At 68.4% G+C, this 26,730-nt stretch carries 22 protein-coding genes; 11 read left to right on the top strand and 11 right to left on the bottom strand.

Annotation, left to right across the window (positions count from 1 at the left end; translation table 11 throughout):
- Positions 1-3: 3 nt before the first annotated feature.
- The 4 genes from rarD to purB all read right to left on the bottom strand — a co-directional run bounded on the left by rarD (position 4) and on the right by purB (position 3,233).
- Positions 4-927, bottom strand: a complete 924-nt coding sequence (gene rarD, locus J2Y49_RS10605) for an EamA family transporter RarD (protein ID WP_310114788.1) — start codon at positions 925-927, stop codon at positions 4-6.
- 160 nt (positions 928-1,087) lie between these two features.
- Complete coding sequence (gene grxD, locus J2Y49_RS10600; protein WP_149225436.1) at positions 1,088-1,429, bottom strand: Grx4 family monothiol glutaredoxin; 342 nt, start codon at positions 1,427-1,429, stop codon at positions 1,088-1,090.
- Positions 1,430-1,539: 110 nt separating this feature from the next.
- Positions 1,540-1,779 carry a BolA family protein gene (locus tag J2Y49_RS10595; protein WP_012973287.1) on the bottom strand — a complete coding sequence of 80 codons (240 nt, stop codon included), beginning with the start codon at positions 1,777-1,779 and terminating at the stop codon, positions 1,540-1,542.
- A gap of 158 nt (positions 1,780-1,937) precedes the next feature.
- Positions 1,938-3,233, bottom strand: coding sequence for an adenylosuccinate lyase (gene purB, locus J2Y49_RS10590; protein WP_310114780.1), 1,296 nt, complete (start codon positions 3,231-3,233; stop codon positions 1,938-1,940).
- Positions 3,234-3,659: 426 nt separating this feature from the next.
- Here purB and J2Y49_RS10585 point away from each other — a divergent pair, with 426 nt between their 5' ends.
- The gene (locus tag J2Y49_RS10585; protein ID WP_310114778.1) at positions 3,660-6,917 is read left to right on the top strand and encodes an EAL domain-containing protein; all 3,258 of its coding nucleotides are present in this window, start codon (positions 3,660-3,662) and stop codon (positions 6,915-6,917) included.
- 30 nt (positions 6,918-6,947) lie between these two features.
- Here the strand turns inward: J2Y49_RS10585 and J2Y49_RS10580 are convergent, their stop codons facing one another.
- Positions 6,948-7,715, bottom strand: a complete 768-nt coding sequence (locus tag J2Y49_RS10580; RefSeq protein WP_310114776.1) for a SprT family zinc-dependent metalloprotease — start codon at positions 7,713-7,715, stop codon at positions 6,948-6,950.
- 270 nt (positions 7,716-7,985) lie between these two features.
- Here J2Y49_RS10580 and J2Y49_RS10575 point away from each other — a divergent pair, with 270 nt between their 5' ends.
- From J2Y49_RS10575 to J2Y49_RS10555, 5 genes are all read left to right on the top strand, one after another.
- Positions 7,986-9,587: an ATP-binding protein gene (locus J2Y49_RS10575; RefSeq protein ID WP_310114774.1), complete on the top strand. Its 1,602-nt coding sequence runs from the start codon at positions 7,986-7,988 to the stop codon at positions 9,585-9,587.
- A 299-nt stretch (positions 9,588-9,886) separates the two neighbouring features.
- Positions 9,887-11,239, top strand: a complete 1,353-nt coding sequence (ugpB, locus tag J2Y49_RS10570) for a sn-glycerol-3-phosphate ABC transporter substrate-binding protein UgpB (RefSeq protein ID WP_310114771.1) — start codon at positions 9,887-9,889, stop codon at positions 11,237-11,239.
- A gap of 224 nt (positions 11,240-11,463) precedes the next feature.
- On the top strand, positions 11,464-12,348 hold the full coding sequence (gene ugpA / locus J2Y49_RS10565; RefSeq protein ID WP_310114770.1) for a sn-glycerol-3-phosphate ABC transporter permease UgpA: 885 nt from the start codon (positions 11,464-11,466) through the stop codon (positions 12,346-12,348).
- The gene (gene ugpE / locus J2Y49_RS10560; protein WP_310114769.1) at positions 12,345-13,193 is read left to right on the top strand and encodes a sn-glycerol-3-phosphate ABC transporter permease UgpE; all 849 of its coding nucleotides are present in this window, start codon (positions 12,345-12,347) and stop codon (positions 13,191-13,193) included. Before ugpA ends, ugpE begins: the two co-directional genes overlap by 4 nt.
- 25 nt (positions 13,194-13,218) lie before the next feature.
- Positions 13,219-14,283, top strand: coding sequence for a sn-glycerol-3-phosphate import ATP-binding protein UgpC (locus J2Y49_RS10555; protein ID WP_310114767.1), 1,065 nt, complete (start codon positions 13,219-13,221; stop codon positions 14,281-14,283).
- Positions 14,284-14,290: 7 nt separating this feature from the next.
- Here J2Y49_RS10555 and J2Y49_RS10550 read toward each other — a convergent pair whose 3' ends face one another.
- Complete coding sequence (locus tag J2Y49_RS10550) at positions 14,291-14,479, bottom strand: DUF1674 domain-containing protein (protein WP_310114765.1); 189 nt, start codon at positions 14,477-14,479, stop codon at positions 14,291-14,293.
- 116 nt (positions 14,480-14,595) lie between these two features.
- On the opposite strand from J2Y49_RS10550, the gene htpX reads away from it, so the two are divergent.
- The 3 genes from htpX (at position 14,596) to J2Y49_RS10535 (ending at position 17,411) form a co-directional block, all read left to right on the top strand.
- Entirely contained in the window at positions 14,596-15,618 is a 1,023-nt protein-coding gene (htpX, locus tag J2Y49_RS10545) for a zinc metalloprotease HtpX (protein ID WP_310114764.1), read from the top strand.
- A 99-nt stretch (positions 15,619-15,717) separates the two neighbouring features.
- Positions 15,718-16,650, top strand: coding sequence for an exopolyphosphatase (locus tag J2Y49_RS10540; protein ID WP_310114763.1), 933 nt, complete (start codon positions 15,718-15,720; stop codon positions 16,648-16,650).
- Positions 16,651-16,676: 26 nt separating this feature from the next.
- The gene (locus tag J2Y49_RS10535; RefSeq protein ID WP_310114762.1) at positions 16,677-17,411 is read left to right on the top strand and encodes a hypothetical protein; all 735 of its coding nucleotides are present in this window, start codon (positions 16,677-16,679) and stop codon (positions 17,409-17,411) included.
- Here the strand turns inward: J2Y49_RS10535 and J2Y49_RS10530 are convergent.
- Together J2Y49_RS10530 and J2Y49_RS10525 are read right to left on the bottom strand one after the other, a co-directional pair.
- On the bottom strand, positions 17,408-18,391 hold the full coding sequence (locus J2Y49_RS10530) for a cobalamin biosynthesis protein (protein ID WP_310114761.1): 984 nt from the start codon (positions 18,389-18,391) through the stop codon (positions 17,408-17,410). The genes J2Y49_RS10535 and J2Y49_RS10530 overlap by 4 nt on opposite strands.
- 27 nt (positions 18,392-18,418) lie before the next feature.
- Positions 18,419-18,982 carry an ankyrin repeat domain-containing protein gene (locus tag J2Y49_RS10525; protein ID WP_310114757.1) on the bottom strand — a complete coding sequence of 188 codons (564 nt, stop codon included), beginning with the start codon at positions 18,980-18,982 and terminating at the stop codon, positions 18,419-18,421.
- A gap of 102 nt (positions 18,983-19,084) precedes the next feature.
- Here J2Y49_RS10525 and J2Y49_RS10520 point away from each other — a divergent pair, with 102 nt between their 5' ends.
- Both J2Y49_RS10520 and J2Y49_RS10515 read left to right on the top strand, forming a co-directional pair.
- A complete protein-coding gene (locus J2Y49_RS10520) occupies positions 19,085-19,243 on the top strand; it encodes a hypothetical protein (protein ID WP_310114755.1) in 159 nt (52 codons plus the stop codon).
- Between the two features lie 108 nt (positions 19,244-19,351).
- A complete protein-coding gene (locus tag J2Y49_RS10515) occupies positions 19,352-19,981 on the top strand; it encodes a hypothetical protein (RefSeq protein ID WP_310114753.1) in 630 nt (209 codons plus the stop codon).
- A 12-nt stretch (positions 19,982-19,993) separates the two neighbouring features.
- Here J2Y49_RS10515 and J2Y49_RS10510 read toward each other — a convergent pair whose 3' ends face one another.
- The 3 genes from J2Y49_RS10510 to J2Y49_RS10500 are packed head-to-tail and all read right to left on the bottom strand — an operon-like array spanning position 19,994 to position 26,504.
- On the bottom strand, positions 19,994-21,391 hold the full coding sequence (locus J2Y49_RS10510) for a DUF1329 domain-containing protein (protein WP_310114752.1): 1,398 nt from the start codon (positions 21,389-21,391) through the stop codon (positions 19,994-19,996).
- The gene (locus J2Y49_RS10505; protein WP_310114750.1) at positions 21,388-24,123 is read right to left on the bottom strand and encodes a response regulator; all 2,736 of its coding nucleotides are present in this window, start codon (positions 24,121-24,123) and stop codon (positions 21,388-21,390) included. Before J2Y49_RS10505 ends, J2Y49_RS10510 begins: the two co-directional genes overlap by 4 nt.
- Entirely contained in the window at positions 24,120-26,504 is a 2,385-nt protein-coding gene (locus J2Y49_RS10500; protein ID WP_310114748.1) for an ATP-binding protein, read from the bottom strand. Before J2Y49_RS10500 ends, J2Y49_RS10505 begins: the two co-directional genes overlap by 4 nt.
- Between the last annotated feature and the right edge of the window lie 226 nt (positions 26,505-26,730).

Below are 26,730 nucleotides of genomic sequence, written 5' to 3'. Positions count from 1 at the left end.
TGGTTACTCCGCGGCGGCGGCGCGGGCGGCGGCGCGGTGGCTGTGCACCGCGTCCGCGGTGAAGACGGCCAGCGCCACCCAGATGCAGGCGAAGGTGATGGCGTGGCTGCGGGTGAAGGCCTCGCCATAAACCAGCACGCCCAGCAGAAGCTGTCCGGTCGGCCCGACATATTGCAGCAGACCCAGCGTGGTCATGGTCAGCCGGGTCGCGCCGATCATGAACAGCACCAGCGGCACCGCGGTCATCGGCCCGGCCAGAACCAGCAGGATGCTCTCGCCCCATTCATGGCCGAAGGCCCCGCTGCCGCCCAGCCACAGCAGATAGCCCAGCGCCGCCGGCAGCAGCAGCGCGGTTTCCACCAGCAGACCGACCACCGGATCGACCGCCGCCTTCTTGCGCACAAGTGCGTAGAAACCGAAGGACAGCGCCAGCGACAGGGCAACCCAGGGCACGGCGCCATAGCTGACGACGAGGCTGCCGACGCCGGCCGCGGCGATGGCGACCGCGAGGATCCGCCCGCGGCTGAGCTTTTCGTTCAGGAACAGCACGCCCAGCAGCACATTGACCAGCGGGTTGATGAAGTATCCCAGGCTGGCCTCGACCAGCCGGCTGTTGACCACCGCCCAGATGAAGACGGTCCAGTTGGTGGTGACCAGCAGCGTGGTCACCAGGAACACGCCGAGCCGGCGCCAGCTTCCCACCGCCGCCACGATCGCCGCCGGCCCGCGGGTGGCCAGTACGCCGATGCCGACCAGCACCACCGTCCAGACCACGCGGTGCGCCACGATCTCCACCGCGCCGACGTCGCCCAGCGATTTGAAGAAGACCGGGTTGACCAACCCCCAGATCAGGTAGGAGGCCAGCGCCGCGACGAACGCCGCGGTTGTGGAGGTCGGGGCCTTGGCGGGCGGCGGAGTCTGAACCATACCGTCCGTTTAGCACATTGTTTGTGCAATCCGGCAGCGGGCGGCCGGACATGGCCGGGCTGCGCAACCGGCATCACTCCCGCCTCGCGCCCTGTTCACTCAACAAAAAACCCCGCCGAAGCGGGGCTTTTCGCACTGGTCCCTGAAGATACCGGCCGCGTCATGCGGTGGCGCCGGTGGCGACACCCTTGTCGGCCAGCAGGGTCTGCAGCTCGCCCGACTCATACATCTCGCGGACGATGTCGCAGCCGCCGACCAACTCGCCCTTGACGTAGAGCTGCGGGAAGGTCGGCCAGTTCGAGTATTCCTTCAGACCCTGGCGCAGGCCCGGATCCTCCAGGATGTTGACGCCCTTGAACTTGACGCCGGTGTGGCTCAGCACCTGGACGACGGCGGCGGAGAAGCCGCACTGCGGGAACACCGGGGTCCCCTTCATGTACAGCACGACATCGTTGCCCTCGATGTCCTGCTTGATGCGCTCGACGACGTTCTGATCGACCATGACTCGATAACCCTTCCGATTCGGCCCGGCCGTGCCGGGACCATGTCCGTTGCGACTTGTATTCAGGCGCCTTCCGGCATCCGTCTTCAGGCGCCCTCGGGCATCCGTACTCAGGCGCCTTCCGGCACCGCGGTGGTCAGCGCCAGGGCGTGCAGTTCGCCGCCCATCTTGCCCTGCAGGGACGCGTAGACCATCTGGTGCTGCTGCACCCGGCTCTTGCCCTTGAAGGCGGCGGAGGTGACGAGCGCGGCATAGTGGTCGCCATCGCCCCGCAGATCCGCGATCTCGACGACCGCGTCCGGGATGCCCTCCTTGATGAGCTTTTCGATCGTGGCGGCTTCCATCGCCATGGGTCCAATCCTCGTTCTGTTCAGGGCTCTGTTCAGGATTGCCCCGCCCGGGCACATGCTTCTCAGGATAGAGTAGGTGCGGGCGGGCCGTTTGTCATCCACCGGCAAATATTTGCCGATCTGCGGAAGACGCCATGACGGCCCGCGCCATCAGAAGGTCACTCGCCGAAAACGCGCTTGAACACGGTGTCGACATGCTTGGTGTGGTAGGTCATGTCGAACATCGGCTCCAGCTTGTCGCGGCCGATATGCTTGGCGATGTCGGGGTCGTTCGACAGCAGGTCCAGGTAGTTGCCGCCCTTTTCCCACACCTGCATGGCGTTGCGCTGCACCGCCTTGTAGCTGTCCTCGCGGCTCATGCCGGCCTGGGTCAGCGCCAGCAGCACGCGCTGCGAGAAGACCAGCCCGCCCAAATCGTCCAGGTTCTTCTGCATGCGCTCCGGATAGACCACCAGCTTTTCCATCATGCCGGTTAGGCGCACCAGGGCGAAGTCGAGCGTGACGGTGGCGTCGGGGCCGATCATGCGCTCGACCGAGCTGTGTGAGATGTCGCGCTCGTGCCAGAGCGCCACGTTCTCAAGCGCCGGGACGACGGCGGAACGCACGATGCGGGCCAGACCGGTCAGGTTCTCCGACAGGACCGGGTTGCGCTTGTGCGGCATCGCCGACGAGCCCTTCTGGCCGGGGTGGAAGTATTCCTCCGCCTCGCGCACTTCGGTGCGCTGCAGATGGCGGATTTCCGTCGCCAGATTCTCGATGCTCGACGCGATCACGCCCAGGACCGAGAAGTAGAAGGCATGGCGGTCGCGCGGGATGACCTGGGTCGACACCGGCTCCACCGACAGGCCCAGCTTGGCGGCGACATGCTCCTCGACCCGCGGGTCGATGTTGGCGAAGGTGCCGACGGCGCCGGAGATGGCGCAGGTGGCGATGTCGGCGCGCGCCTGGACCAGGCGCTCGCGCCCGCGGGCGAAGGCGGCGTAATGGCCGGCCAGCTTCAGGCCGAAGGTCGTTGGCTCGGCATGGATGCCGTGGCTGCGGCCGATGGTGACGGTGTCCTTGTGCTCGTACGCCCGGCGCTTCAGCGCGGCCAGCAGGGCGTCCATGTCGGCCAGCAGCAGGTCGGCGGCCTGGGTCATCTGGACGGCGAGGCAGGTGTCCAGCACATCCGACGAGGTCATGCCCTGGTGGACGAAGCGGGCCTCGGGGCCGACATATTCGGCGAGGTTGGTCAGGAAGGCGATGACGTCGTGACGGGTTTCCCGCTCGATCTCGTCGATGCGGTCGATCTCCCACTTGCCGCGCTCCCACACCGCCTTGGCGGCCTCCTTCGGGATGACGCCCAGCTCGGCCTGCGCGTCGCAGGCGTGCGCCTCGATCTCGAACCAGATGCGGAAGCGGTTTTCCGGCTCCCAGATGCGGGCCATTTCGGGGCGGGTATAGCGGGGGATCATCGGCACTCTCCGGAGGATGCGGGCGCTGGATTGAGGGTGGCTTGCGGGTCTCATAGCACGCGCGCGCGACCATAGCGGCGTGGACTTGCGTTTTAAAGCCTCGCGATGCTCCGGTTCGCCCGTCCGGACCGGGCTGTCCGCGGCCGCATTAATCTTCGCGGTCGAATCGTTGCCCGCCGAAGGGAATCCGCGCCTAATGCTCGACAGGCGGAGTTTCCGCGGTTTCCCTGTGCACTTGCGGTCACGCCGCGTGTCGGCCATCATGGGGCGAGGAAAACAGTCAAAGAGTCGCGCCCTGGTGGATTTGATTCGCTTGCAGTTGAATCCGCGCGAGCATTAAGCAACACTTGCACAGTGCATAGGGGCCGGCCTCCAGCCGGTTTCCGCGAGTTCGATTCTGATCAGGCCATCCGAAGGGAGCCCTTCTTGTCCGACCCCGTCGCCGAGCTGGTCCGTGCGCCGTCGCGCTCGTCAGACGAGGCCCGGCTCTACCGTCTGCAGTTCCTGGCGTCGATGGCGCTGGTGTCGGCGCTCGTCCTCGGGCTCGGCTTCTATTTCGTCTGGCAGCATTGGGCCGACCTGGAGCACGACCTGAAGCAGAGCGAGGCGCGCTATGTCCAGGAGCAGCATCAGGCCCTGGTGCAGGAGGTCGAGAACGCGCAGTCCTACCTCGCCTACATGCGGTCGCGCGTCGAACCGCTTCTGAAGGAGCATCTGCGCGCCCAGGTGGACGAGGCCTATGCCATCGCCCGCAGCGTCCATGACCGGGAAAAGGACATCCTGCCCGAAGCGGCGGTGAAGGAATCCATCAAGGAAACGCTGCGGCCGCTCCGCTTCTCCGGCGGGCGCGGCTACTATTTCATTCACGACCTGAACGGCGAGTCGGTGCTGATGCCGGTCGATCCGTTGCGGGAAGGGACATCGCCCTTCGCGGCCCCCGATCCGCAGGGTGCCGCGGTGACGCGCGAACTGATGCGGGCGGTCCAGGACCCCAGCCTGCGCGGCTTCGCCCGCTACCGCTGGCGCATGCCCGACGACCCGGCGCAGATGGTGGACAAGCTGGCCTTCGTCCGCCGGTTCGAACCCTTCGACTGGCTGATCGGCGCCGGCGATTCGCTGGGCGCGGCAGAGGCGCAGCTTCAGCGCGAATCGCTGGAACGGCTGCGCGCCTTCCGCTTCGGAGAGACCGGCTATATCGGCGTTCTGCGGCAGGACGGGCAGGTCCTGTTGTCGCCCACCGCGCCCGCGTCGGAGGGGATGAACGCGCGCGACCTGCCGTGGAAGACCGAACGCGACCTCGTCACCCGCCTGCTGGAGCAGGGGCGCCAGGGCGGCGGGGAGGTGCGCTACGACTGGATCCATCCGGTCACCGCGCGGCCGACGCCGAAGATGGCCTATGTCTCCGCCCCCACCGTGTGGGGCTGGATCCTCGTTGCCGGCTTCTACATCGACGATGTCGGCAAGGAGATGGAGGCCCGACGGGCGGAGATCAGCCGCGGCGTCAACCTGCGCGTCTGGACCACGGTCGCGGTGCTGGGCGTGGCGCTGGCCGCATCCGTCGGCGTGTCGTGGCTGGTCACCGGCTGGATCCGGCGCATCGTCGGCAGCTACCAGCTGCGGGTCCGGCACAGCGACAGCATGCTGCGCGAACGGGCGCGGCAGCTCTACCTCGCCAACTTCTTCATCGACCATGTGTCGGAGATCGTCGTCCTGGCCGATGCGAACCTGCACATCGCCTACATCAACCCCTTCGGCTGCAAGGCGCTGGGCGGGACGCTGGAGGATATGGTGATGGGGCAGGCCGACCTGCTGAAACGCTTCGCGGCGGAAGGAGAGGACGCGGCCAGCCATTACGAGACCGTCTACCACACCCCGGACGGCCGCACGCTGGAACTGGAAGTCACGGCCAGCCGCATCACCTACGAGGGTGAGGTCTACTACTCCGCCATCGCCCGCGACATCAGCGAGCGCAAGCGGGCGGAATGGCAGCTGCGGCTGTCGGCCAAGGTGTTCGACAACGCGGCCGAAGGCATGTTCGTCGCCAACGAACACCGCCGGATCGTTGCCGCAAACGACGCCTTCGCCCGCATCACCGGCTACGGCCGGGAGGAGGTGCTGGGCCGCGGTCCGGAATTCCTGCGCTCCGACCGCAATCCGCCGGGCTTCTATGAGGATCTGTGGGCGCAGCTGCGCGAAAGCGGCCATTGGGCCGGCGAGATCTGGAGCACCCGCAAGAACGGCGAAGTATTCCCGGAATGGCTTAGCATCAAGGTGGTGCGGAACGAAGATGGAGCGGTCGCCAACTACATCGCCGCCTTCACCGACATCACCGAGACCCGCGCGCAGGAGGAACGCATCCGCCACTTGGCGCAGTTCGATTTCCTGACCGACCTGCCCAACCGTTTCCTGCTGCGCGACCGGCTGGAGCGCGCCATGCTGGCCGCCGGACGCCACGGCACCAAGGTGGGGCTGCTGTTCGTCGACCTCGACCGCTTCAAGACCATCAACGACAGCCTGGGCCATCAGGTCGGCGACGGGCTGCTGCGCGAGGTGGCGGAGCGGCTGCTCGGCACCGTGCGGGCCAGCGACACGGTCAGCCGCCAGGGCGGCGACGAGTTCATCATCCTCATCAGCGACATGGACAGCCCCGACGCGGCCGGCATCGTGGCGCGCAAGGTGCTGCATGCCCTGTCGGAGCCCTATGTGATCGACGGGCACGAGTTGCAGGTCACGCCTTCCATCGGCATCGCCGTCTACCCGGACGACGGCACCGGCATCGACGCGCTGCTGAAGAGCGCCGACATGGCGATGTACGCTGCCAAGGAGGCCGGGCGCGCCACCTACCAGTTCTTCACGCCGGAGCTGAACCGCCGCGCCTCGGACCGGATGTGGACGGAGAACAACCTGCGCCGCGCCCTGGCCAACAACGAGCTGGAGCTGCATTTCCAGCCGCAGTTCTCGCTGGATGGCCGCCGGCTGATCGGGGCGGAGGCGCTGGTGCGCTGGCGCCAGCCCGACGGCACGCTGATCATGCCCGGCCAGTTCATTCCGGTGGCCGAGGATACCGGCCTGATCCTGCCGCTGGGCGATTGGGTGCTGGGGGAGGCCTGCCGCCGCACGGCGGAACTGCTGCGGCACCAGGACCTGCTGATCGCCATCAACCTGTCGGCCGTGCAGGTGCGCCGCCCCGGACTGGCGGAGCGGGTGGCCGGCTGGCTGTCGGCCTACGGCATCCCGCCCTCGGCGCTGGAATTGGAGGTGACGGAAAGCGTCCTGATGGACGATTCCGACGTGGTGTCGGAAACCTTCTCGCAGCTGCGCGAGATGGGGGTGCCGCTCGCCATCGACGATTTCGGCACCGGCTATTCCTCGCTGGCCTATCTGAAGCGCTTCCGGGTCGACAAGCTGAAGATCGACCGCAGCTTCGTCAGCGGTCTGCGTGCCGGCAACCCGGACAGCGGCGCCATCGCCGAGGCGATCATCGGCATGGCGCGCAGCTTGCGCATGCAGACGCTGGCCGAGGGGGTGGAGACGGAAGAGCAGTATCACTGTCTCGCCGCCATGGGCTGCGACCAGTGCCAGGGCTATCTGCTGGGCCGCCCGATGCCGTACGAGGACTTCCTGGCCTTCGTCCAGCGCGATGCCGGCACGGCTCCAGCGCAGTTGGCGGAGACGGTGGAGTAGAGGCTGGACTATGCCCCGGCCGCTTCCGCGTCACCCGTACCGCAGCAGCCGCGTGCCGTTGGCCTTCAGCCAGGCCCGCGGCAGCTCGACATTCCGCCCGGCGGTCAGGCTGGCGCACAGCGCCCAGAAACGCGGAGAGTGGTTCATCTCGCGCAGGTGCGCCACCTCGTGGCCGACGACATAGTCCAGCACCGGTTCCGGCGTCAGGATCAGGCGCCAGGAGAAGGACAGCCGGCCGGTGGACGAACAGCTGCCCCAGCGGCTCTTGGTGTCGCGGATGGTGACGGCGGCGACGCGGGCGCCGATGGACGCGGCCTTGACGCGGGCGCGGGTCGACAGCTCGCGCTTCGCCTCGGCCGCCAGGAAGTCGCGCACGCGGCGTGCCACATGCTCCGGCTGGCCGCCGACCAGCAGGGCGCCCTCCTCGATCCGGGTCGGGCCGCGCAGGGCAGGGTCATGGCGGATGACATGTTCGACGCCCAAATAAGGCACGCTGGCCCCGTCGGCGAAGGGCAGGGAGGGCGGCATCGCCGCCAGACGCGCCCGCAGCCAGCCGTCATGCCGGCCGACGAACTGGCGGGCGTCGGTCTCCGACACGCCGACCGGAACGACAACCTGCACCAACCCCCGCCCGGCATCGACGCGCAGGGTCATGCGGGTGGCGCGCGCACTCTCCCGCAACTCCAGCGGAATCGGCAGGCCGGAAATCTCCAGAGCCCGCGGCGGCTGGGGCGGCCGGGCGGCGGATCGCTTGCGTTTGCGCAAGAGGGCGGGGAGGGAAGGGCGGCGCTGCACCATGCCGTCTTATAGCGCGGCTTCGGCCGCATGCGAAAGCGTCCTCCCACCTTGGCGATAAAGGAGTTACGGCGCAGCCTCGGCTTAAAGCATTAGGGCCTTTGAACGAACCATAGGCTATGGGATCGACTGAGGTCACATTTGACACGATCGATCGGAGCACAAGATAAAGCAGAGGTAACGCGGTGGTCCCGCGATCCCCGTTTTCCCACAGTTCGGAACGCCTTTTCCTCTATCTTCGGACTTCCCCGCAGTTTTGCCGAGTACATGCCAATGCCTCTCATCCAAGGACAGACGCCGAGCCGCGCGGACTGGTTCGACGCGCTGCTGTCGGCCAACGACGCTCCACATGCGTTGCTTGGCGAAGACGGGCGCGTGCTCGCGGCGAACCGCGCCTTCGCCGAAGCTCTTGGACGTGTCCAGGATGCGGTCGAAGGGCGAACCCTGGCGGAGGGCGGGCTGCCGGCGGGGGCGGCGGACGCGATCGACGTGCTGCGGCGCCAGGTGCTGGCGACGGGCACGCCGGCGAGCGGTGCCGGACCGTTCCCCGGCCTTGGGCAGGCCGTGGCGCTGAACCCGGTGCGGGATGCCGGCGGCGCCATCCGCGCGGTGGCGCTGATCGCCGACGCGGGGGCGGCGGCCCTGGCGGAGGCGCGGGCGGAGGCTGCGCAGGCGCGTGCCGACGCGGAGCGCGCCCGCACCGCCAAGGGCAAGTTCCTGTCGGCGGCGAGCCACGATCTGCGCCAGCCCTTCCAGGCGATGCATCTGTTCCACCATCTGCTGATCGGCCGGTTGACCGATCCGGCCTCCATCGAGCTGGCGAACAAGCTGGAGCAGGCGATCGTCGGCGGCGAGACCCTGCTGCGGGCCCTGCTGGAGGTGTCGGCGCTGGAAGCCGGGCTGGTCACGGCCAAGCCGCAGACCTTCCCGGTCGACGAACTGCTCGCCAAGATGCTGGAGGAGTTCGGGCCGGAGGCGGAGGCCAAGGGACTGCGCTTCAACGTCCGTCCGCTCGATGCCCAGGTGGCCAGCGATCCCGTGCTGATGGAACGGCTGCTGCGGCCGATCCTGGCGAATGCCCTGCGCTACACCTTGAAGGGCGGCATCCTGCTTGCGGCGCGGCGGCGCGGCGACGCCCTGCGCATCGAGGTGTGGGACACCGGCGTCGGCATCGACCCGGCCAACCATGCCGTGATCTTCGAGGACTTCCATCAGCTCGGCAACCCCGGCCGCGACCGCAAGCAGGGGCTGGGGCTGGGGCTGGCCATCGTGCGCCGGCTGGCGCAGGTGCTGGGACATCCAGTGACGGTGCGCTCGAAGCCTGGCAAGGGCTCGGTCTTCGCGGTGGAGGTGCCGCTGTCCGGTTCCGACGGCGACCGGTCGGGCGACGATTCCGCCGACAGCGAACCGGAACCGGCCGTCGGAACGTCGGCTTCCGCCGCTCCGGCGAAGGCCGGCACGGTGCTGGTGATCGAGGATGACGCCATGCAGCTGGAAGGGATCGGCATGCTGCTGCGCGGCTGGGGCTATGCCGTCATCCCCGCCCGCGGCATCGTCGAGGCCTGCGCCGAACTGGACAGCGCCGCCGCCGCTCCCGATCTCGTGCTGTCCGACCTGCGCCTGTCGGGGCCGGAGACCGGCATCGACGCCATCCAGGCGGTGCGCGCCCGTTGCGGCCGGCGCGTGCCAGGCGTGATCGTGACCGGAGATACCGATCCCGACCGCCTGCGCAGCGTCGACCGCAGCGGCCTGCCGCTGGTCCACAAGCCTTGCGACCCCGCGGCTCTGCGCCGCCTGCTCAGCCGCAGTCTGCAGGCGGGGGCGGGTGCCGTTCCGGCGGGCGCATGGCGACCGGACGTCATCTGTTCGCGTTAGCCTTTCCGCGCCCACGCATTTTCGCTCCGCAACATTCCGGTTGGCCGGATTTTCACGTCGCAAAACCGTAATGCGGCGTCTTGACAGACCCGGTCATGCGTGGGCAGTGTGACGCTTAGAGCAACCAAACAATTTCGAAAGCGATCATCGGGTTATCAGTGCTTTTCGCAAGCGCAAACAAATGGCCGAACATATGGCCGCATGCGTCTGCCACCAAAACTTCACGAAAACGTCGCGGGAAGGCAACCCAATGCCCTCATGACAACCGCGCACCATACCGGGACAGGGAGACCCACCGCATGTTGACCCGCCGCAAGCTTGCCCTCCTGACGGGCGCCGCCACCACCACCGCGCTGCTGTTCGCCGCCCTTCCGGGGTCCGCGCTGGCGCAATCCAAGACGGTGATCGATTTCTGGCACGGCCTGCCGCAGCCGCTGGGCGGCCAGTTGGAGCAGGTCGTCAAGGGCTTCAACGACAGCCAGCAGGCGGTCCAGGTCAACGCCTCCTACAAGGGGGCGTATCCCGAGACGATGCAGGCGGCCATCGCCGCCTTCCGGGCCGGCAACGCGCCGCACGTCGTCCAGATGTTCGAGGTCGGGACCGCCACCATGATGGCGGCCGGCCCGGCGGTGAAGCCGGTCTACCAGTTGATGCAGGAGACGGGTGCGGCCTTCGACGCCGACGCCTACATCCCGGCGGTGAAGGGCTACTACTCGTCCAAGGACGGCAAGATGATGGCGCTGCCGTTCAACAGCTCCAGCACCATCATGTTCTACAACAAGGACGCTTTCCAGAAGGCCGGCCTCGACCCGAACAAGCCGCCGGCGACCTGGCCGGAGATGATCGAGGCGACGAAGAAGCTGAAGGCGTCCGGCTCGACCTGTCCCTTCACCACCTCCTGGCCGGTGTGGGCGCAGTTCGAACAGCTCGGCGCCATCCACAACACCCCGTTCGCCAGTCAGGCCAATGGCTTCGATGGCCTGAACGCCGAGCTGAAGGTCGACGCCCCGCTCTTCGTCAAGCATGTGCAGACGCTGATCGACATGCAGAAGGAGGGGCTGTTCAAGTATGGCGGCCGCGACAACAAGCCGGACGCCCTGTTCCCGTCGGGCGAATGCGCGATGATCCACGGCTCGTCCGGCCTGCGCAGCCGCACCACCAAGGAGGCGACCTTCGCCTGGGGCGCCGCCCCGCTGCCCTACTGGCCGGAATTCGCCAAGGACGGTCCGAAGAACAGCATCATCGGCGGCGCCGCCTTCTGGGTGATGACCTCGCCCAAGCGCACGCCGGCCGAATACAAGGCCGTGTCGCAGTTCTTCAGCTATCTTGCCAAGCCCGAGGTGGATGCCAAGTGGCACATGGACACCGGCTATGTCCCGGTGACGATGAAGGGCTTCGAACTGGCCAAGGCCCAGGGCTATTACGAGAAGAACCCCGGCGCCGACGTGCCGGCCGCCCAGCTGACCCGCACGCCCACCACCGAGAACAGCATGGGCCTGCGGCTGGGCAACCTGCCGGAAATCCGCAACATCATCCAGGAAGAGCTTGAAAAGGCCTTCCAGGGCCAGCAGGACGCCAAGCAGGCGCTGGACTCCGCGGTCAAGCGCGGCAACGCCGTGCTCCGCAACTTCGAGCGCGCCAACAAGGGCTGAGTTCGGACGTAATCTCCTGGGGATCCCCTCTCCCCCCGGGGAGAGGGTTTAGGGTGAGGGGGATGCGCGGCGAGGCTTTTTCGACAAGCGACGTCGTAGCTCCTCGCTCAATCCACCCCATGCATCCCCCCTCACCCCGACCCTCTCCCCGGGGGGAGAGGGGGAATTGGGGGGAGAGGGGGAACCCCCAAATGCGCGCCATCTAACCGACGAAAGACCATCCTTTGCAGCGTCGCGTGACATTCGACAGCCGGCTGCTGCCCTACCTGCTGCTCGCGCCGCAGGTGGCGGTGACGCTGGTGTTCTTCATCTGGCCGGCGGCCCAGGCGGTCTGGCAGTCGGTGCATCTGCAGGACGCCTTCGGCATCCGCAGCGAATTCGTCTGGTTCGAGAATTTCGAACATGTGCTGACCGACCCGAACTACCTCGACACGCTGAAGGTCACCATGGTCTTCAGCGTCGCGGTCACCGTGATGTCGATGGGCACGGCGCTGCTGCTGGCGGTGCTGGCCGACTCCAAGATCAAGGGCGCGCGCGCCTACAAGACGCTGCTGATCTGGCCCTATGCCCTGGCCCCGGCCGTCGCGGCGGTGTTGTGGATGTTCATCTTCAACCCCGACATCGGGTCCTTCGGCCGGGCGCTGAGGGCGCTCGGCTATGATTGGGACTACCGGCTGAACGGCGGGCAGGCGCTGTGGATGGTCATCATGGCCGCCAGTTGGAAGCAGGTGGCCTACAACTTCATCTTCTTCCTGGCCGGCCTGCAGGCGATCCCGCGCTCGGTGATGGAGGCGGCCGCCATCGACGGCGCCGGTCCGGTGCGGCGGTTCTGGACCATCACCTTCCCGCTGCTGTCGCCGACCACCTTCTTCCTGCTGGTGGTCGACATGGTCTACGCCTTCTTCGAGACCTTCGGCACCATCCATGCCCTGACCCAGGGCGGGCCGGGCAAGGCGACGGAGACGCTGATCTTCCGCGTCTACCATGACGGCGTGGTCAACAACGACCTCGGCGGATCGTCGGCCCAGTCGGTGATCCTGATGGTGATCGTCATCGCTCTGACCGCGGTGCAGTTCCGCTTCATCGAGCGCAAGGTCCATTACGCATGAAGCAGACCCGTTTGATCGACTTCGTGCCGCACATCGTCCTGATCGTCGGCGTGCTGGTCTTCGCCTATCCGATCTATGTGACGCTGATCGGCTCCACCTGGGATTCCGGCACCATCGGCCGCGGCGGTCTGCCGCTGTGGCCGGGCGGGGAGGGGGCGGCCAACTATGCCCAGGCCTGGGCGGGCGAGGCGGGCGCGCGCGCCAAATACACGCCCGTGCGCACCATGATGCTGAACAGCCTGATCATGGCGCTGGCCATCGCGTTGGGGAAGATCGCCATCTCGATCCTGTCGGCCTATGCGGTGGCCTTCTTCCGCTTTCCGCTGCGCATGGCCTTCTTCTGGCTGATCTTCATCACGCTGATGCTGCCGGTGGAGGTGCGCATCATTCCGACCTACAAGGTCGTCGCCGACCTAGGCCTGATCAACACCTATGCCGGGCTGGCGATTCCACTGATCGCGTCGGCCACCGCGACGCTGCTGTTCCGCCAGTTCTTCCTGACCATTCCGGACGAGTTGCTGGAAGCGGCCAAGATCGACGGGGCCGGGCCGGTGCGCTTCTTCATCGACGTGGTCCTGCCGCTGTCGCGCACCAACATCGCCGCGCTCTTCGTCATCCTCTTCATCTATGGGTGGAATCAGTATCTCTGGCCGCTTCTGGTCACCAGCAGCGGCGACATGGAAACCATCGTGACCGGCATCACCAAGATGATCGGCACCGGGGAATCGGCCAACGACTGGAACCTCATCATGGCGACCACGGTGCTGGCGATGCTGCCGCCGGTGGCGGTGGTGGTGTTCATGCAGCGCTGGTTCGTCAAGGGCCTGGTGGATAGCGAAAAGTAAGACGCGGACGAAGGAAAGAAGAACAATGGCAACCGTTGAAATCCGCGACGTCCGCAAATCCTACGGGCCGGTCGAAGCGATCAAGGGCATAGACATCGCGATCCGGGACGGCGAGTTCCTCGTCCTGCTGGGGCCGTCCGGCTGCGGCAAGTCCACCCTGCTGCGCATGGTCGCCGGGCTGGAGGGCATCACCGGCGGCGAGATCGCCATCGGCGGGCGGGTGGTCAACCATCTGGAGCCCAAGGACCGCGACATCGCGATGGTGTTCCAGAACTACGCGCTCTACCCGCACATGACGGTCTTCGACAACATGGCCTACGGCCTGAAGATCCGCGGCATTCCCAAGGCGGAAATCCGGGCCCGCGTCGACAAGGCGGCGGAGATCCTGGAACTGGGCCGCTTCCTCGACCGCCGGCCGAGCCAGCTGTCGGGCGGCCAGCGCCAGCGCGTCGCCATGGGCCGCGCCATCGTGCGCGAGCCCGCCGCCTTCCTGTTCGACGAGCCGCTGTCCAACCTGGACGCCAAGCTGCGCACCCAGATGCGGGTGGAGATCAAGCGGCTGCAGGACCGGCTGCGCATCACCAGCCTCTACGTCACCCACGATCAGGTGGAGGCGATGACGCTGGCCGACCGCATCCTGGTGATGAACCATGGCGTGGCCGAGCAGATCGGCACGCCGCTGGAGGTCTACCAGCGCCCGGCCAGCCTGTTCGTCGCCGGCTTCATCGGCTCGCCGCCGATGAACATTCTGGACGGCCGCATCGACGACCGTGGCGAGGCGGTGCTGCTGCCCGGCGGTCAGCGCCTGTCGCTGCCGCAGCCGCGCCCGACCGACGCCGGCCGGCCGATCAAGCTGGGCATTCGCCCGGAACATCTGGCCGCCGCGACGGACGGTTTCTCCATCGAGGTGGAGTTGGTCGAGGCGCTGGGGGCCGACACGGTGGTCTATGGCCGCCTGCCGGATGGCGAGGCGCTGCTGGTCCGCATGGCCGGCATTCCCACCGTGCGCGAGCGCGACCGTCTGACCGTCGCCCCGCAGACCGACGCCCTGCACCTGTTCGACGCGGTGACCGGGCGCCGGGTCGAGTAACCGGCGATCAGAAGTCCGAACAGCGCCCCTTGAACTCCCAATCGCCGTAGCGGGTCGGCTCCGGTCCCTTCGGGCCGCCGATCTCGCCGGGCTTCTGCTCGGGACCCTTTGTCTCCGTGGTGTCCGGAGTGGTCTGGTCGGTCGCCGGGTCGGCGGTGGTCTGCTGGGGTTTGGTCGGTTCGGTCATCATATCCATCGCGATACTGCGGGCATTCTGGCGGGCATCTTGAACGCCGGCCCGGGTCGGGTCCATATCTCGGGCATAGCTTGGAGCGGGGCGGGTTACCCCGCTTCGGCCCATCCTGAACCGATATGGCGACCATGACCAGCTATCTGAAGACCACCATTCTCCTTGCCGGCCTGACGGCGATCTTCATGGCGGTCGGCTTCCTGCTGGGCGGCAAGACCGGCCTGATCATCGCCTTCGTCGTCGCGCTGGGCATGAACCTGTTCAGCTACTGGAATTCCGGCGACATGGTGCTGTCGATGTACGGCGCCCGCGAGGTCGATGCCTATACGGCGCCCGAGTTCCACGGCATCGTCGCCCGGCTGGCGGAACGTGCCGGCCTGCCGATGCCGCGCGTCTACATCATCGAGAACGACCAGCCCAACGCCTTCGCCACCGGCCGCGATCCGGAGCATGCGGCGGTCGCTGCCACCACCGGCCTGCTGCAGCGCCTGACGCCGGAGGAAATCGCCGGCGTGATGGCGCATGAGTTGGCTCATGTGAAGAACCGCGACACCCTGATCATGACGATCACCGCCACCATCGCCGGTGCGGTCTCGATGCTCGGCAACTTCGGCCTGTTCTTCGGCGCCTCCAGCAGCGACGAGCGAGGCGGCAACCCGCTGGGCATGGTGGGGGCGATCCTGGCCGCCATCCTCGCCCCCATCGCCGCCACGCTGGTGCAGATGGCGATCAGCCGGACCCGTGAGTTCGAGGCCGACCGCATCGGCGCGGAAATCTGCGGCCGTCCCAACTGGCTGGCCGACGCGCTGACCAACATCCACAACAGCGCCAACCACATCCCCAATTATCAGGCGGAGGCGCACCCGGCGACCGCCCATCTGTTCATCGCCAACCCCCTGAGCGGAGCCAGCATGGCCAGCCTGTTCTCCACCCACCCCGACATGGGCGAGAGGGTGGCGCGGCTGCGCGCCATGGCGGCCCAGACCGGCAGCTTCGGCGGCGGCTTCGGCAGTGGCGGTTTTAGCGGTGGCTTCGGTGGCGGGCACACCCCGTCGCGCGACGGTCGCTCGCCCTGGGGCGCACCGCCGCAGGGTAGCGGCGAGGGCGGCTTCATGCCGCAGAACCGCCGCGGTCCCTGGGGCTGATCTCCGAAGCGGCCGCTGTTAAAGGATTGCGCGCCGGACGGGTGGACGACTACCCTTCCGGCCAGCGCTCAACCAAGACGGCCGCCAGGGGAAGCTTGCATGTCCGAAGTCGCGAAATACCGCCTCGTTACCCGGTCCGATTTCGATGGGCTGGTCTGCGCCGTCCTGCTGAAGGATCTGGGCATCCTCGACGAGATCAAGTTCGTCCATCCCAAGGATATGCAGGACGGCAAGATCGAGATCACCAACCGCGACATCACCACCAACCTGCCTTACGTCGAAGGCGCCCATCTGGTGTTCGACCATCACCTGTCGGAGACCATGCGCGTCGGCGGGAAGGCGAACCACATCATCGATCCCAAGGCGCCGTCCGCCGCCCGCGTCGTCTATGATTATTACGGCGGGAAGGAGCGCTTCCCCACCATCTCCGACGAGATGATGGCGGCGGTCGATCAGGCCGACTCGGCGCAGTACCAGCGCGAGGACATCCTCAACCCCACCGGCTGGACCCTGCTGAACTTCATCATGGACGCGCGCACCGGCCTCGGCCGCTTCCGCGAGTTCCGGGTGTCGAACTACCAGCTGATGATGGACCTGATCGACTACTGCCGCAGCCATTCCATCGAGCAGATCCTGGATCTGCCCGACGTGAAGGAGCGGGTGGAGCTCTACACCCAGCATGCCGAACTGTTCGTCGACCAGTTGAAGCGCTGCGCCACCGTGCGCGGCAACGTCATCGTGCTCGACCTCCGCCGTGAGGAGACGATCTATGCCGGCAACCGCTTCATGATCTACGCGCTGTACCCCGACACCAACGTGTCGATCCATGTGCTGTGGGGCCTGAAGCAGCAGAACACGGTGCTGGCCTGCGGCAAGTCGATCCTGAACCGCAGTTCCAAGACGGACATCGGCCCGCTGATGCTGCAATATGGCGGCGGCGGCCATCAGGCGGCCGGCACCTGCCAGGTCGACAACGACCGGGCGGAAGAGGTACTGGAGGCCATCGTCGCCCACATGCGGGCGGACGGCTGACACGTCACCGACCGGATCTTCAGCGATTGAGCGCCTTTCTTCCCTTCCCCGACGGCACCCTGTTCGACGCCGGCTGGCTGTCCGCCCTGTCCGACGACGTGCCGCGGGCCGAGGCGCTCGACCGCGCCCGCCCGGTGGTTGCCGAGGCCATCGCCCGCACCGATGCGGCGGGGGCGGCGGCGCTGGCTCGCATCGACGCGCTGGTGTCCGGGGCGGCGCTCGACGCCATTCCGGCCCTGCTGGCGGCCGAGACCGACGAGTTGCCGGAGGCCGCCGCGACGGCCGAACGCTCCATCCACGACCTGATGAGCCGCGTCGCCTACAAGCGGCGGGAGTTGATGCCGCTGTTCCCGGACCTGATCGAGCGGGTCGCCGCCGTCCATGCCGCGGCGGTGCAGGCCTGCGGCACGGCGCGCTGGCGGCTGATGGCGGCGCGCGCGCGGATGCAACCGGGCCGGCCCTCCAGCCCGATCCAGGGTGCCGGCACCCGCTATGTGAAGAGCGACCGTTTCGACGCCCGTGCCGCCGAAAGCCTGCCCGCCATCGACCGCACCCGCGCCGACCGCATCCTGAAGCGGCTGGGCGAGGCCCCGGTGCCGGACGAGCTGGAGCTTCGCCCGTTGGACGACGGCGATGATCTCTGGACCATCAAGGCCGGCGGGATCAGCCGCTTCATCCTGCGGGTCGAGCGCGACCGGCGGGGGCCGTTCTACATGGTGGAGGATGTCGGGCCGCAGGCGGCCGGGCAAATCCCCGCCTAAATCCCCGCCACGCCCCACAGCAGCAGCGCCACCAATCCGACCAGCAGCAGGGCGGCGACGGCGGTCAGGGCAAGCGCTCGCCCGATGTCGGCGGGGGTGACGCGGGCTCGGCCGTCGCCGATCCAGCTTTCGGTGATGACCACGCCGCCGTCACGGTGAGGGCCGCCCAGCGCGAGGCCCAGCGCGCCAGCCATCGCCGCGATGGGCCAGCCCATGTTCAGCGACGGGTGCTTGCGTGCGTCGCTTCGCAGTGTCCGGAAAGCGCCGCCGGCCTTGGCGGTGCCGATGAAGGGGGCGGCGAGCGCCAGCAGCAGACCGGCCAGACGGGCGGGCAGCGCGTTCAGCGCGTCGTCCAGCGTCGCCGCGGTCGATCCGAAACGGCCATGGCGCACGCCTGGGCTGCCGAGTGCGGCGTCGGCGCCGTCCATCGCGGTCCAGACGAACAGGCCCGGCACACCGAGCAAGGCATAGCCGAAGACCGGCGCCACCAGCTTGCGGTCGAAGGCGCGGGCCGCGGCCTCCACCGCCGCGCGGGCGATGCCGTGCTCGTCCAGGCCATAGACGTGGCGGCGGGTCAGCGACTGGATCGCCTCCTGGCCGGGCACCACGCCGCCGCTCTCCAGCGCGCGGCGGACCGCCCGCACGCGGGTCCAAGCCGCCCGCCCGCGCAGGCCGCAGAGCAGAGCCAGCAGTTCCAGCATCCAGCCGCGGCCGATGGAACCGACCCATTCGACCGCCAATCCCGCCGCCACGGCGATCAGCAGCAGCAACAGCACCACCAGCGTCCCGCGGAACAGCTGTGCCGAGGCGCCCCGCTCCGCCCGGTTCAGCCGGGCATCGGCGGCATTGCAGAAGCGCCGCGCCAGCCCCGCCGGGTCGGGCAGGATGCGGTCCAGCCAGTCGCCGAACAGCGCGTCGATCCCCAGCGCCAGCAGCAGAAGCAGCAGCGGGCCGGGACCGCCGAAGGCCGAACCGAACATGGCGTCTCCGCGACTAGAGGATGTGCATCAGCGGGCGCCCGCTTGCCGCAGCAGGGTGCCGACGCGGGCGTTGCGGCTTTCCTGCGCCCAGTTCAGGGCGGTGCGGCCGGTGAAGTCGGAGCGGTCGACCTTGGCCCCGGCCTTCAGCAGCCGGTCCACCACGTCGGCGCGGCCGGCGCGGGCGGCGACCATCAGCGGGGTCATGCCCTCGCGGTTCTCCATGTCGACCTTGGCGCCCTTCTTCAGCAGCAGGTCGATCAGCTCCGGATTGCCGTTCTCGGCAGCGGTCAGCAGCGGGGTGTTGCCGGCCTTGTCGGCGCGGTTGACGTTGGCGCCGCCGTCCAGCAGCAGGCCGGCCATCGCCGGATTGGACCGATCCACCGCGGCCAGCAGGGCGGTCTTGCCGTGGATATCGGCCTGGTTGGGGTTCTCGCCCCGCAACAGGGCGCCCTTCACTTTGGCGACATCGCCCTCGTTGACCGCCTGCATCAGCCCGGTGTCCTGGAACAGGCTGATCTGGGCGAGGACCGGAGCGGCGGAGCCGGCGGACAGGCCGGCGGCGAGGAGGGTGGCGAGCAGGAGCCGCTTCATGGCGGGTGTCCTTCCTTGACAGCAGGGGTGCCGGATACTAGCCAAAAGACGGGCGCCATTGCCAGATCGGCCTTGCCTGTTCCGTGCGGGCGCCGCATCGACATGAGGACCGTCATGCTCTGCAACCCGCTTGCCCGCCACATCGCGCTGTTCCTGCTGGTGAAGGCCGTGCTGATCGGGGTCGGCCTCTGGTGGTTCCTGGGCGCCATGCCGGAGCCGCGCGGCGTCGTGCCGCCGCCCGCCGCGGCGGCCCGCTCCTGATCGGAAGCCTCATCGGAAGACTCGGCAATAGCATGGGCGGAACCTTGGCCCCGCTTTGCGGTTGGATCCGGATTGTACGGACGTCCTGCGATGCGAAGGGGTGGAGGCATGATCGAGAGCCGCGACCAGAACCCGACCACAATCGATTCCAGCGCCTGGACCGGAGACAGCGGGGGATCCGCAGACGCTACGGTGCGCGAAGCGGTGGCGATCTTCGACAGCCGCGAATCCCTGCAGAACGCCATCGACGACCTGTCGCTGGCCGGTTTCCAACGCCATGAACTGAGCCTGCTGGCCAACGACGAGACGATCCGCGAGCGGCTGGGCAGTGTGCCCGGCGATGTCGGCAGCCTCGCCCACAATCCCGACGCGCCGCGGCAGGCCTACATCTCGCCGGAGGACATCGGCAGCGGCCAGGGTGCCGCCGTCGGCTTCCCCGCCTATGTCGGCGCCATCATCGCCACCGGCGCCATCCTGGCCACCGGCGGGACGGCGCTCGCCGCCGCCGCCGCTGCGGCTGCGGCCGGGGTCGGCAGCGGGGCCGCCGGCTCCTTCCTGTCGCAATGGATCACCGACAAGCGCAACGAGCCGATGCTGCAGCATCTCGACAAGGGCGGCATCCTGTTGTGGGTCAATGTCGGCGACGCCGCCCGCGAACGCATCGCGCTGGAGGTGCTGAACCGCCACGCCACCCAGCCGGCCGAAGTCCACGACGTGCGGCAGACCGGGTCGACGTAAGCATGGGAGTCCTCACCCCCGCCGGCCCCGGCGGACCAGGGACTCGGGGGTGAAGTCTTCCGGCTTGAGCGGCGCGTCGAACTGCGGCGGCGGCAGGCCGTTGTCGACGCCGCGGGCGACATAGCGGTCGGCGGTCAGGTCGAAGGCGAACTCCACCGTCGGGACCAGTGCCGGGACCTGCCAGTGCGGGATCGGATGCGCCTCGGCGTAGCGCAGAAGCTCGCCCTTGCCGTTGTAATGCTCCGACGCCAGGATCTGCCAGCTGTCTTCGTCCAGGTAGTAGGTGCGGTCGGGCAGGGCGTGCTGGAAGTTCGGCTTCAGCCTTGCGTCCACCACCCAGACTCGGTGCATCTCGTAACGCAGGAACTGCGGGTTGGGATGGCCCGGCCACAGGATGTCCCGCGCCGTCAGGCCGGGATTGGTCAGCCGGTGTGCGTTGTAGGGCATGTACATCTCGCGCCGCGTCACCAGCGTGAAGTCGAAGCGGTCGAGCGCGCCGCTGAACATGTCCAGCATGTCGGCGGTGCAGATGCCGCCCGTCACCGGGTCCGGCGTGTCATAGGCGAAGTCGGGCGCCGGCACCACCCGGCCGCGCTCGCCCTCCCGTGCCCAGGCGCGGGTCCGCGCGGCGATGGGGTCGAGCGTCGACTGGAGCACCAGGCTGCTGCCCGCCTGTTCCCGCGGTTCCAGAATCGTACGGCGGTAGAGCAGCGGCGGTGCCGCCGCGTCCCCGGCAGCGTAAGGAGAGAGGAAATCCTCGCGCAGCCGGGTCTGGGACCGCGATCCGTCGCCGGACTGGACCATGGTCAGGCTGGTGCGCGACACCCGATCGCCGCGCCAGCGCAGTTTGTGGTTCCACATTGCCTGCAGCCCGTTCGCCGGGATGGGGAAGGGCACGCCGACCGCGGCATCGCGCAGGATCAGACCGTTCGCCCCCAGCGCAGCCCGATCGGCATTCGCCATCGACGCGTCATAGATGCGCTGCGGGGCGGCGGCGCTGCGCCGGCAGGGGAACAGCGCCAGTTCGAAGCTATCCGGATATTTTTCCAGCAGCGCCTGTTGCCCGGCGGTCAACCGGACCTTGTAGCGCTCCACATCGGCGGCGCCGACGGTGAACCAGCGGACATCCTCGATGTAGGGATCGGGGGAGGGGCGGCCGGGCACATAGCCGCGCGGCGCCTGGGTCAGCCCGCCGGTCCAGGGCGGGATCGCCCGCGTGCGGTTGCCGGCGCGCACCGCCCCGAGGGGCGTCAGTTCCTCGCCCAGCCGGGGCACGCCGACGTCGGCCGATCCATTCGGAGGCGGCGCATCCTGTGCCCGCAACGGCGATGCCGCCGTCGCCACGGTGGCGCCCAGCAGAAAGCCCAGCGCCTCCCGCCGGCTGGGGTGGCGGATCGTCGGATCGTTCATCGTGCCGGACTTTCCGCTTCGGTCAACTCCTTGCCGATGGCCTCGCAGGTGGCCGCGAAACTGTGGCGCAGCCGGTCGGCCGCCTCCGCAAGCTGGGAAAGCGGCGCACCCTCGGCTGCGGCCTGCTCCAGCACACGGGCCGCTTCCGCGAGCGGCTTGGCACCGGCATTGCGCGAGGAGCCTTTCAAATTGTGGGCGCAGGCCCGCATCCAGTCGCGGTCGCCGTTGCCCAGCGCCGTATCCAGGTCGGCGACGATCCCGCGGCCGATGGTGACGAAATCGTCCAGCAGTTCCGCCAGCATCGCCGCATCGCCGCCGCACAGCGTCCGCAGGCTGCCGAGCTCGATCAGCGCGTCACCGTCGGCCGGCGGCGGTGCAGGCGGCGGCGGAGCGCTGTCCGCCGCATCGGGCGAAACCGGCGCCGGCGGCATCCAGCGGGCGAGGGCGACGGCCAGTTGCGACAGCTCCAGCGGCTTGCTCAGCACATCGTCCATGCCGGCGGCGCGATAGTTCTCGATGTCGGCGGGGGCGGCGTTGGCGGTGATCGCGACGATCGGCAGGCGGTTGCCAATACCCGATTTACCGACACCCGCTTCGGCGGCGCGGATGCGGCGGGTCAGCTCGAAGCCGTCGATCTCCGGCATCTGGACATCGGTCAACAGCAGGGCGTAGCGGCGCCCGCCTTGGCGCATCGCGTCCAGAGCGGCCAGCGCCTCCGCCCCGCCCGGTGCCATCTCCGCGGCATAACCCAGCGCCTGCAACTGCATCAGCAGAACCTTGCGGTTCACCGGATTGTCTTCCGCCACCAGGATCAGCCGCCCCTGGGCCATCGCCTCTTCCACGCTGGGGGCGGCGGGGGCGGACGGCTTCGTGGCGGCGGTACGGCCGGCGGCGGGCGTGGAGGAGGCGCCGCCGGGGGCGGCGTCATGGGGGCAGGCATGGGCGGCGGGCGGGGGAACCAGCCGCCCGGCGGCGACCGCCACGGCACGCAGCAGCACCAGCCGGCGTATCGGGCGGCTCAGCACCACGGTGCCGGGCTCCGCGCCCCGCGTGCCGGGACGGGAGGTGGCGGACGCTTCTCCCCCCGTCTCGTGGCAGAGCAGGACCACCGGCGGCCGGGGCTCGCCGCTGCGGCGGCCGAACTCGTCGGGTGCACAGGCCGCGGCGGGAACATGCAGCGCCTCGTCGATGGTGACGACGCCGACGGCGCATCCGGCCTCCCGCGCGACGCGGGCCTGGGTCGCCAGTTCGGGCGGGGAGGAGGCGGGCAGCACGCGGGCGCCGGCCTGTTCCAGATAGCGGGCGAGGAACCCGCGCTCGGTATCGTCGGGCACGCCCAGCAGCACCGTCAGACCGCCCAGCCCGATGGCGTCGCTGCCGTCCTCCGCCGGGGCGGGTGCCGCCGCGCGGGCCATCGGCAGGCGCAGCCAGAAGGTGGAACCGGCGCCGGGTTCGCTTTCCACCCCGATCTCGCCGCCCATCAGCGCGGCCAGCCGCCGGCTGATCGACAACCCCAGCCCGGTGCCGCCGAATCGCCGGGTGGTCGAACTTTCCGCCTGGGTGAAGGGCTGGAACAGGCGCTGGCAGGTGGATTCGGCGATGCCGATCCCGGTGTCGCAGACGGCGATGCGCAGCAGCGGCTCCGTGCCGCCATCGTCATTGTCATCGTCATTGTCATCCGCGGCTGCGGGCTCAAGTTCGGCGCGCATGACGACGCGGCCGGCCTCGGTGAACTTGATGGCGTTGCCGGCAAGGTTGAACAGGATCTGGCGCAGCCGCACCGGGTCGCCCAGCAGGGCCGGCGGAATTGCAGGGTCCACATAGGTCAGCAGCGCCAGCCCCTTCGCCCCGGCGGCGGGCGCCAACGTTTCCGCCACCCCTTCGACCAATGCCGGGACCGACAGCGGCACCCGCTCCAGATCCATCTTCCCGGCTTCGATCTTGGAGAAATCCAGGATGTCGTCGATGATCCGCAACAGCGCACTGGCCGATTCGCGCATGGTGGCGACGGTGTCGCGCTGGTGCTCGTCCAGTTCGGTCCGTTCCAGCAGGCCGAGCATGCCCAGCACCCCGTTCATCGGCGTGCGGATCTCGTGGCTCATGGTGGCGAGGAAGGCCGATTTGGCCTTGGTCGCCTCCTCCGCCTGCTCGCGGCTTTCGCGCAGTTCGCGCGTGCGTTCAGCCACGCGGGTCTCGATCGACTGGATCTGGTCGAAGGCGCGCAACGCCGCGATCACGGCGGTGAACAGGCTCTCCGCCGACAGGTCGGCCTTCGGCTTGTAATCGTTGATGTCGTAATCGACGATCACGTCGCGCTGCGGCGCCTGACCCGGCTGGCCGGTGCGCAGGATGATGCGGACGTCGCGGTTGCCCAGATCGTCCCTGATCCAGCGGACCAGCTTCAGGCCGGAATCATCCTCCTCCATCACCACGTCCAGCAGGATCACGGCGATGTCGCGGCGGTGTTCCAGAACCGAACGGGCGTCCGCCGCGGTGAAGCAGCTGACGAGTTCGAGCCGCCGCCGCTGGAAGGCGACGTCGGCCAGCAGCAGGCCGGTCATCGAATGGACGTCCGATTCGTCGTCTACCACCAGGATGGTCCAGGGCGGGGCGGCCGGGTCGTGCGCGGGCGCGCGCTGGACCGCCATGGCGCCGGAGCGATCCGCAAGGCCCTCCGCCTCCTCGTCGGCGAACAGAATCTCGTCGTCGTCAAAGGCGGCGCCGATGCTCATGCGGGGTCGGTCTCCAGCGGGACGGGCGTCGGAAGGTGGGGCGGCTGCGACTGGGGTTGCGGGGCCGCCTGCGGGTTGGCGGCGGTCCGCGGGATTCGCAGAGTGAAGGTAGTTCCATCGCCGGGAACGCTGTCAACCGAGATCCGCCCGCCCAGCGACTGGGTGACCAGGTTGAAGACGATGTGCAGCCCCAGCCCGCTGCCGCCCGACCCGCGCCGGGTCGTGAAGAAAGGCTCGAACACCTTGGGCAGGTTTTCCGCCGGGATGCCGACTCCGTCGTCGGCGAAGCGGATCTCCACCTCGTCGTCCGGCATCTCGTCCACGTCGATCACCATGTGCCCCTTGCAGTCGGACGGGAAGGCGTGGGTCAGCGCATTCATCACCAGGTTGGTCACCACCTGGCTCAGCGCGCCGGGGAAGCTGTCCATCTGGATGCCGGGCGAGCAGGCGATGGCGACGCGGTGGCGGCTCTTGCGCAGGGTGGGGCCGAGCGAGGTCACGACCTCCTCCAGATAGGCCAGCAGGTCGAAGCGGCGCCGCTCCTCGCTGGTCTGGTCGACGGCGACCCGCTTGAAGCTCTGGATCAGTTCGGCGGCGCGGGTCAGGTTCTGTTCGATCAGGCGGGAGGATTCGCCGGCTGTGGCGACATAGGCGGCGAGGTCGGACTTCTTCATCGTCCCGCGCTCGAACGCTTCGGCCAGGGTGCCGGTCCGTCCCGACAGATGGGTGGCGCAGCCGAAGGCGATCCCGATGGGCGTGTTGATCTCGTGCGCCACGCCGGCGACCAGCAGGGCGAGCGAGGCCATCTTCTCCGCCTGGACGAGATTGGCCTGGGTCTCCTTCAGGTCGGCATATGCCTTCTCCAGTTCCTGCATCGCGTTGAAGATTTCCTCGGCCGACCGCGCCTCCACCGTCACGTCGGTCAGGGTGCGGACGAAGCCGCCCTCCGGCAGCGGATTGGTGCGCACCTCCACGATGCGGCCGTCGGGGCGGCGGCGCTTGAAGGTGAAGGGCTGGTCGATGGTGCCGGCCGGCTCGTCGAGGCGGCCACCGGGGCCGCCGTCCAGCCCGCCGATCCCATAACTCAGATACAGGTCGGGATCGTCGCCCATCTCGCCGAACTCGCCCTGGCGGCGCTGAAGGGCGACCACGTCGGCGAAGCGCGGGCTGCCGGTCAGCATGTCCGGCGGGATGTTCAGCAGTTCCGCCGCGCGGCTGTTGGCCATCACCACACGGCCGCCGCCGTCGACCTTGATGATGCCCTGGTCGGTGTTGTCCAGCGTGACCTGCAGCACATTGCGCTCGTGCGCCAGATCCAGTTCCGCCCGCACCCGTTCGGTGACGTCGGACATGGTGCCGGTCAGCCGCCGGGCGCGGCCGTCGGGGTCGCGTTGCGCGGTGGCGCGATCCTCGATCCAGGCCCAGCGGCCATCGCGCCGACGCATGCGGTAGACCGCGGTGTAGGCCATGGCCCGGTCGCGCAGCCGCCGCCGCGACTCGGCCATCACCCGTTCCGCTTCGTCCGGATGCAGCAGCGAGGCCCAGGTCTCCGTCGTCATGGTCAGATCGTTCGGCCCGTAGCCGAGCAGGGCGGGGAACTCCTTCGACCACCAATACTGCCCGGTCCGCAGGTCGTAATCCCAAACGGAAGAGCGGGTGGCGGTGATGGCCAGCGCCAGCCGCTGCTCGCTCTTGCGCAGGGCGGCTTCCTCCTGCCCCAGCCGCGCGAGCATGGCGTTGTGGGCCTGGATCACCCGGCCGAGCTCGTCGGAGGCGCGCCAATCCACCGGCTGAAGCCCGCCGCCGCGTTCCGATTCCAGGATGGAGGCGATCAGCCGCCGCAGCGGCCGACCCACCGTCAGCCGAAGCGCCGCCAGCGCCGCCGCGATGGTGCCGGCCAGCATCAGCAGAAGGAGGACGGCGGTGTTCACCACCTCCTGCCGCAACTGTTCACGCGCGACCTTGTGGTCATAGTGCAGGGTGATGGTGCCGACCTGAAGGTTCTGCACCCGGATGGGGCGCCGTTCGATGTTGGCGTCGCCGCTCAAGGGACAGCTCGGCCCCGGCCAGGCGAACAGCCCGTCGGCCAGATCGTCCGTCACCTCGACGCAGACCAGCTCGCGGTTGGCGCCGATGGCCTGGATCACGTTGCGGATCGCCTGGACGTCGAAGGTCCACAGGTTGTTGGACAGCGCCGCCGCATTGATGTCGGCGATGGTCGCCACCTTGTCCCGCAGGGCCGCCTGCAGATCCTGGTAGCGGTCGTAGAAGAACAGGGCGGAAAACAGCGAGACGGTGACCACCAGGCTTGGGACCAGGATCAGCAGGAATTTTGCCGATACCGCCGGCACGCGCCGCCACGCCTCAGCGATCCTGGTCATGCACTGCCGTTCCGGACGTTCGTTGGTGCGGCACTCAGCGCGCGTGCACCCGTCAAGACGTTCTACCCCGTTGCGGACGACGCGTCCATGGGGGTGAACCCGGGGTGTTGCGTAGGGGAAAAGTGTCGCGCCAGGGTGATAGGTGAGGCCTGCATGGCATCCGGGCTTGAGGACAAGGCCGGGCTTGCACTACTGTGCATAAGCGGATGTCGGGTGTTTCACGCGC

Origin of the sequence: Azospirillum sp. BE72, from assembly GCF_031455875.1 — a bacterium.
Lineage (GTDB): Bacteria > Pseudomonadota > Alphaproteobacteria > Azospirillales > Azospirillaceae > Azospirillum.
Note: the sequence above shows the minus strand (reverse complement) of the source record. Positions and strands in the feature narration are given on the sequence as shown.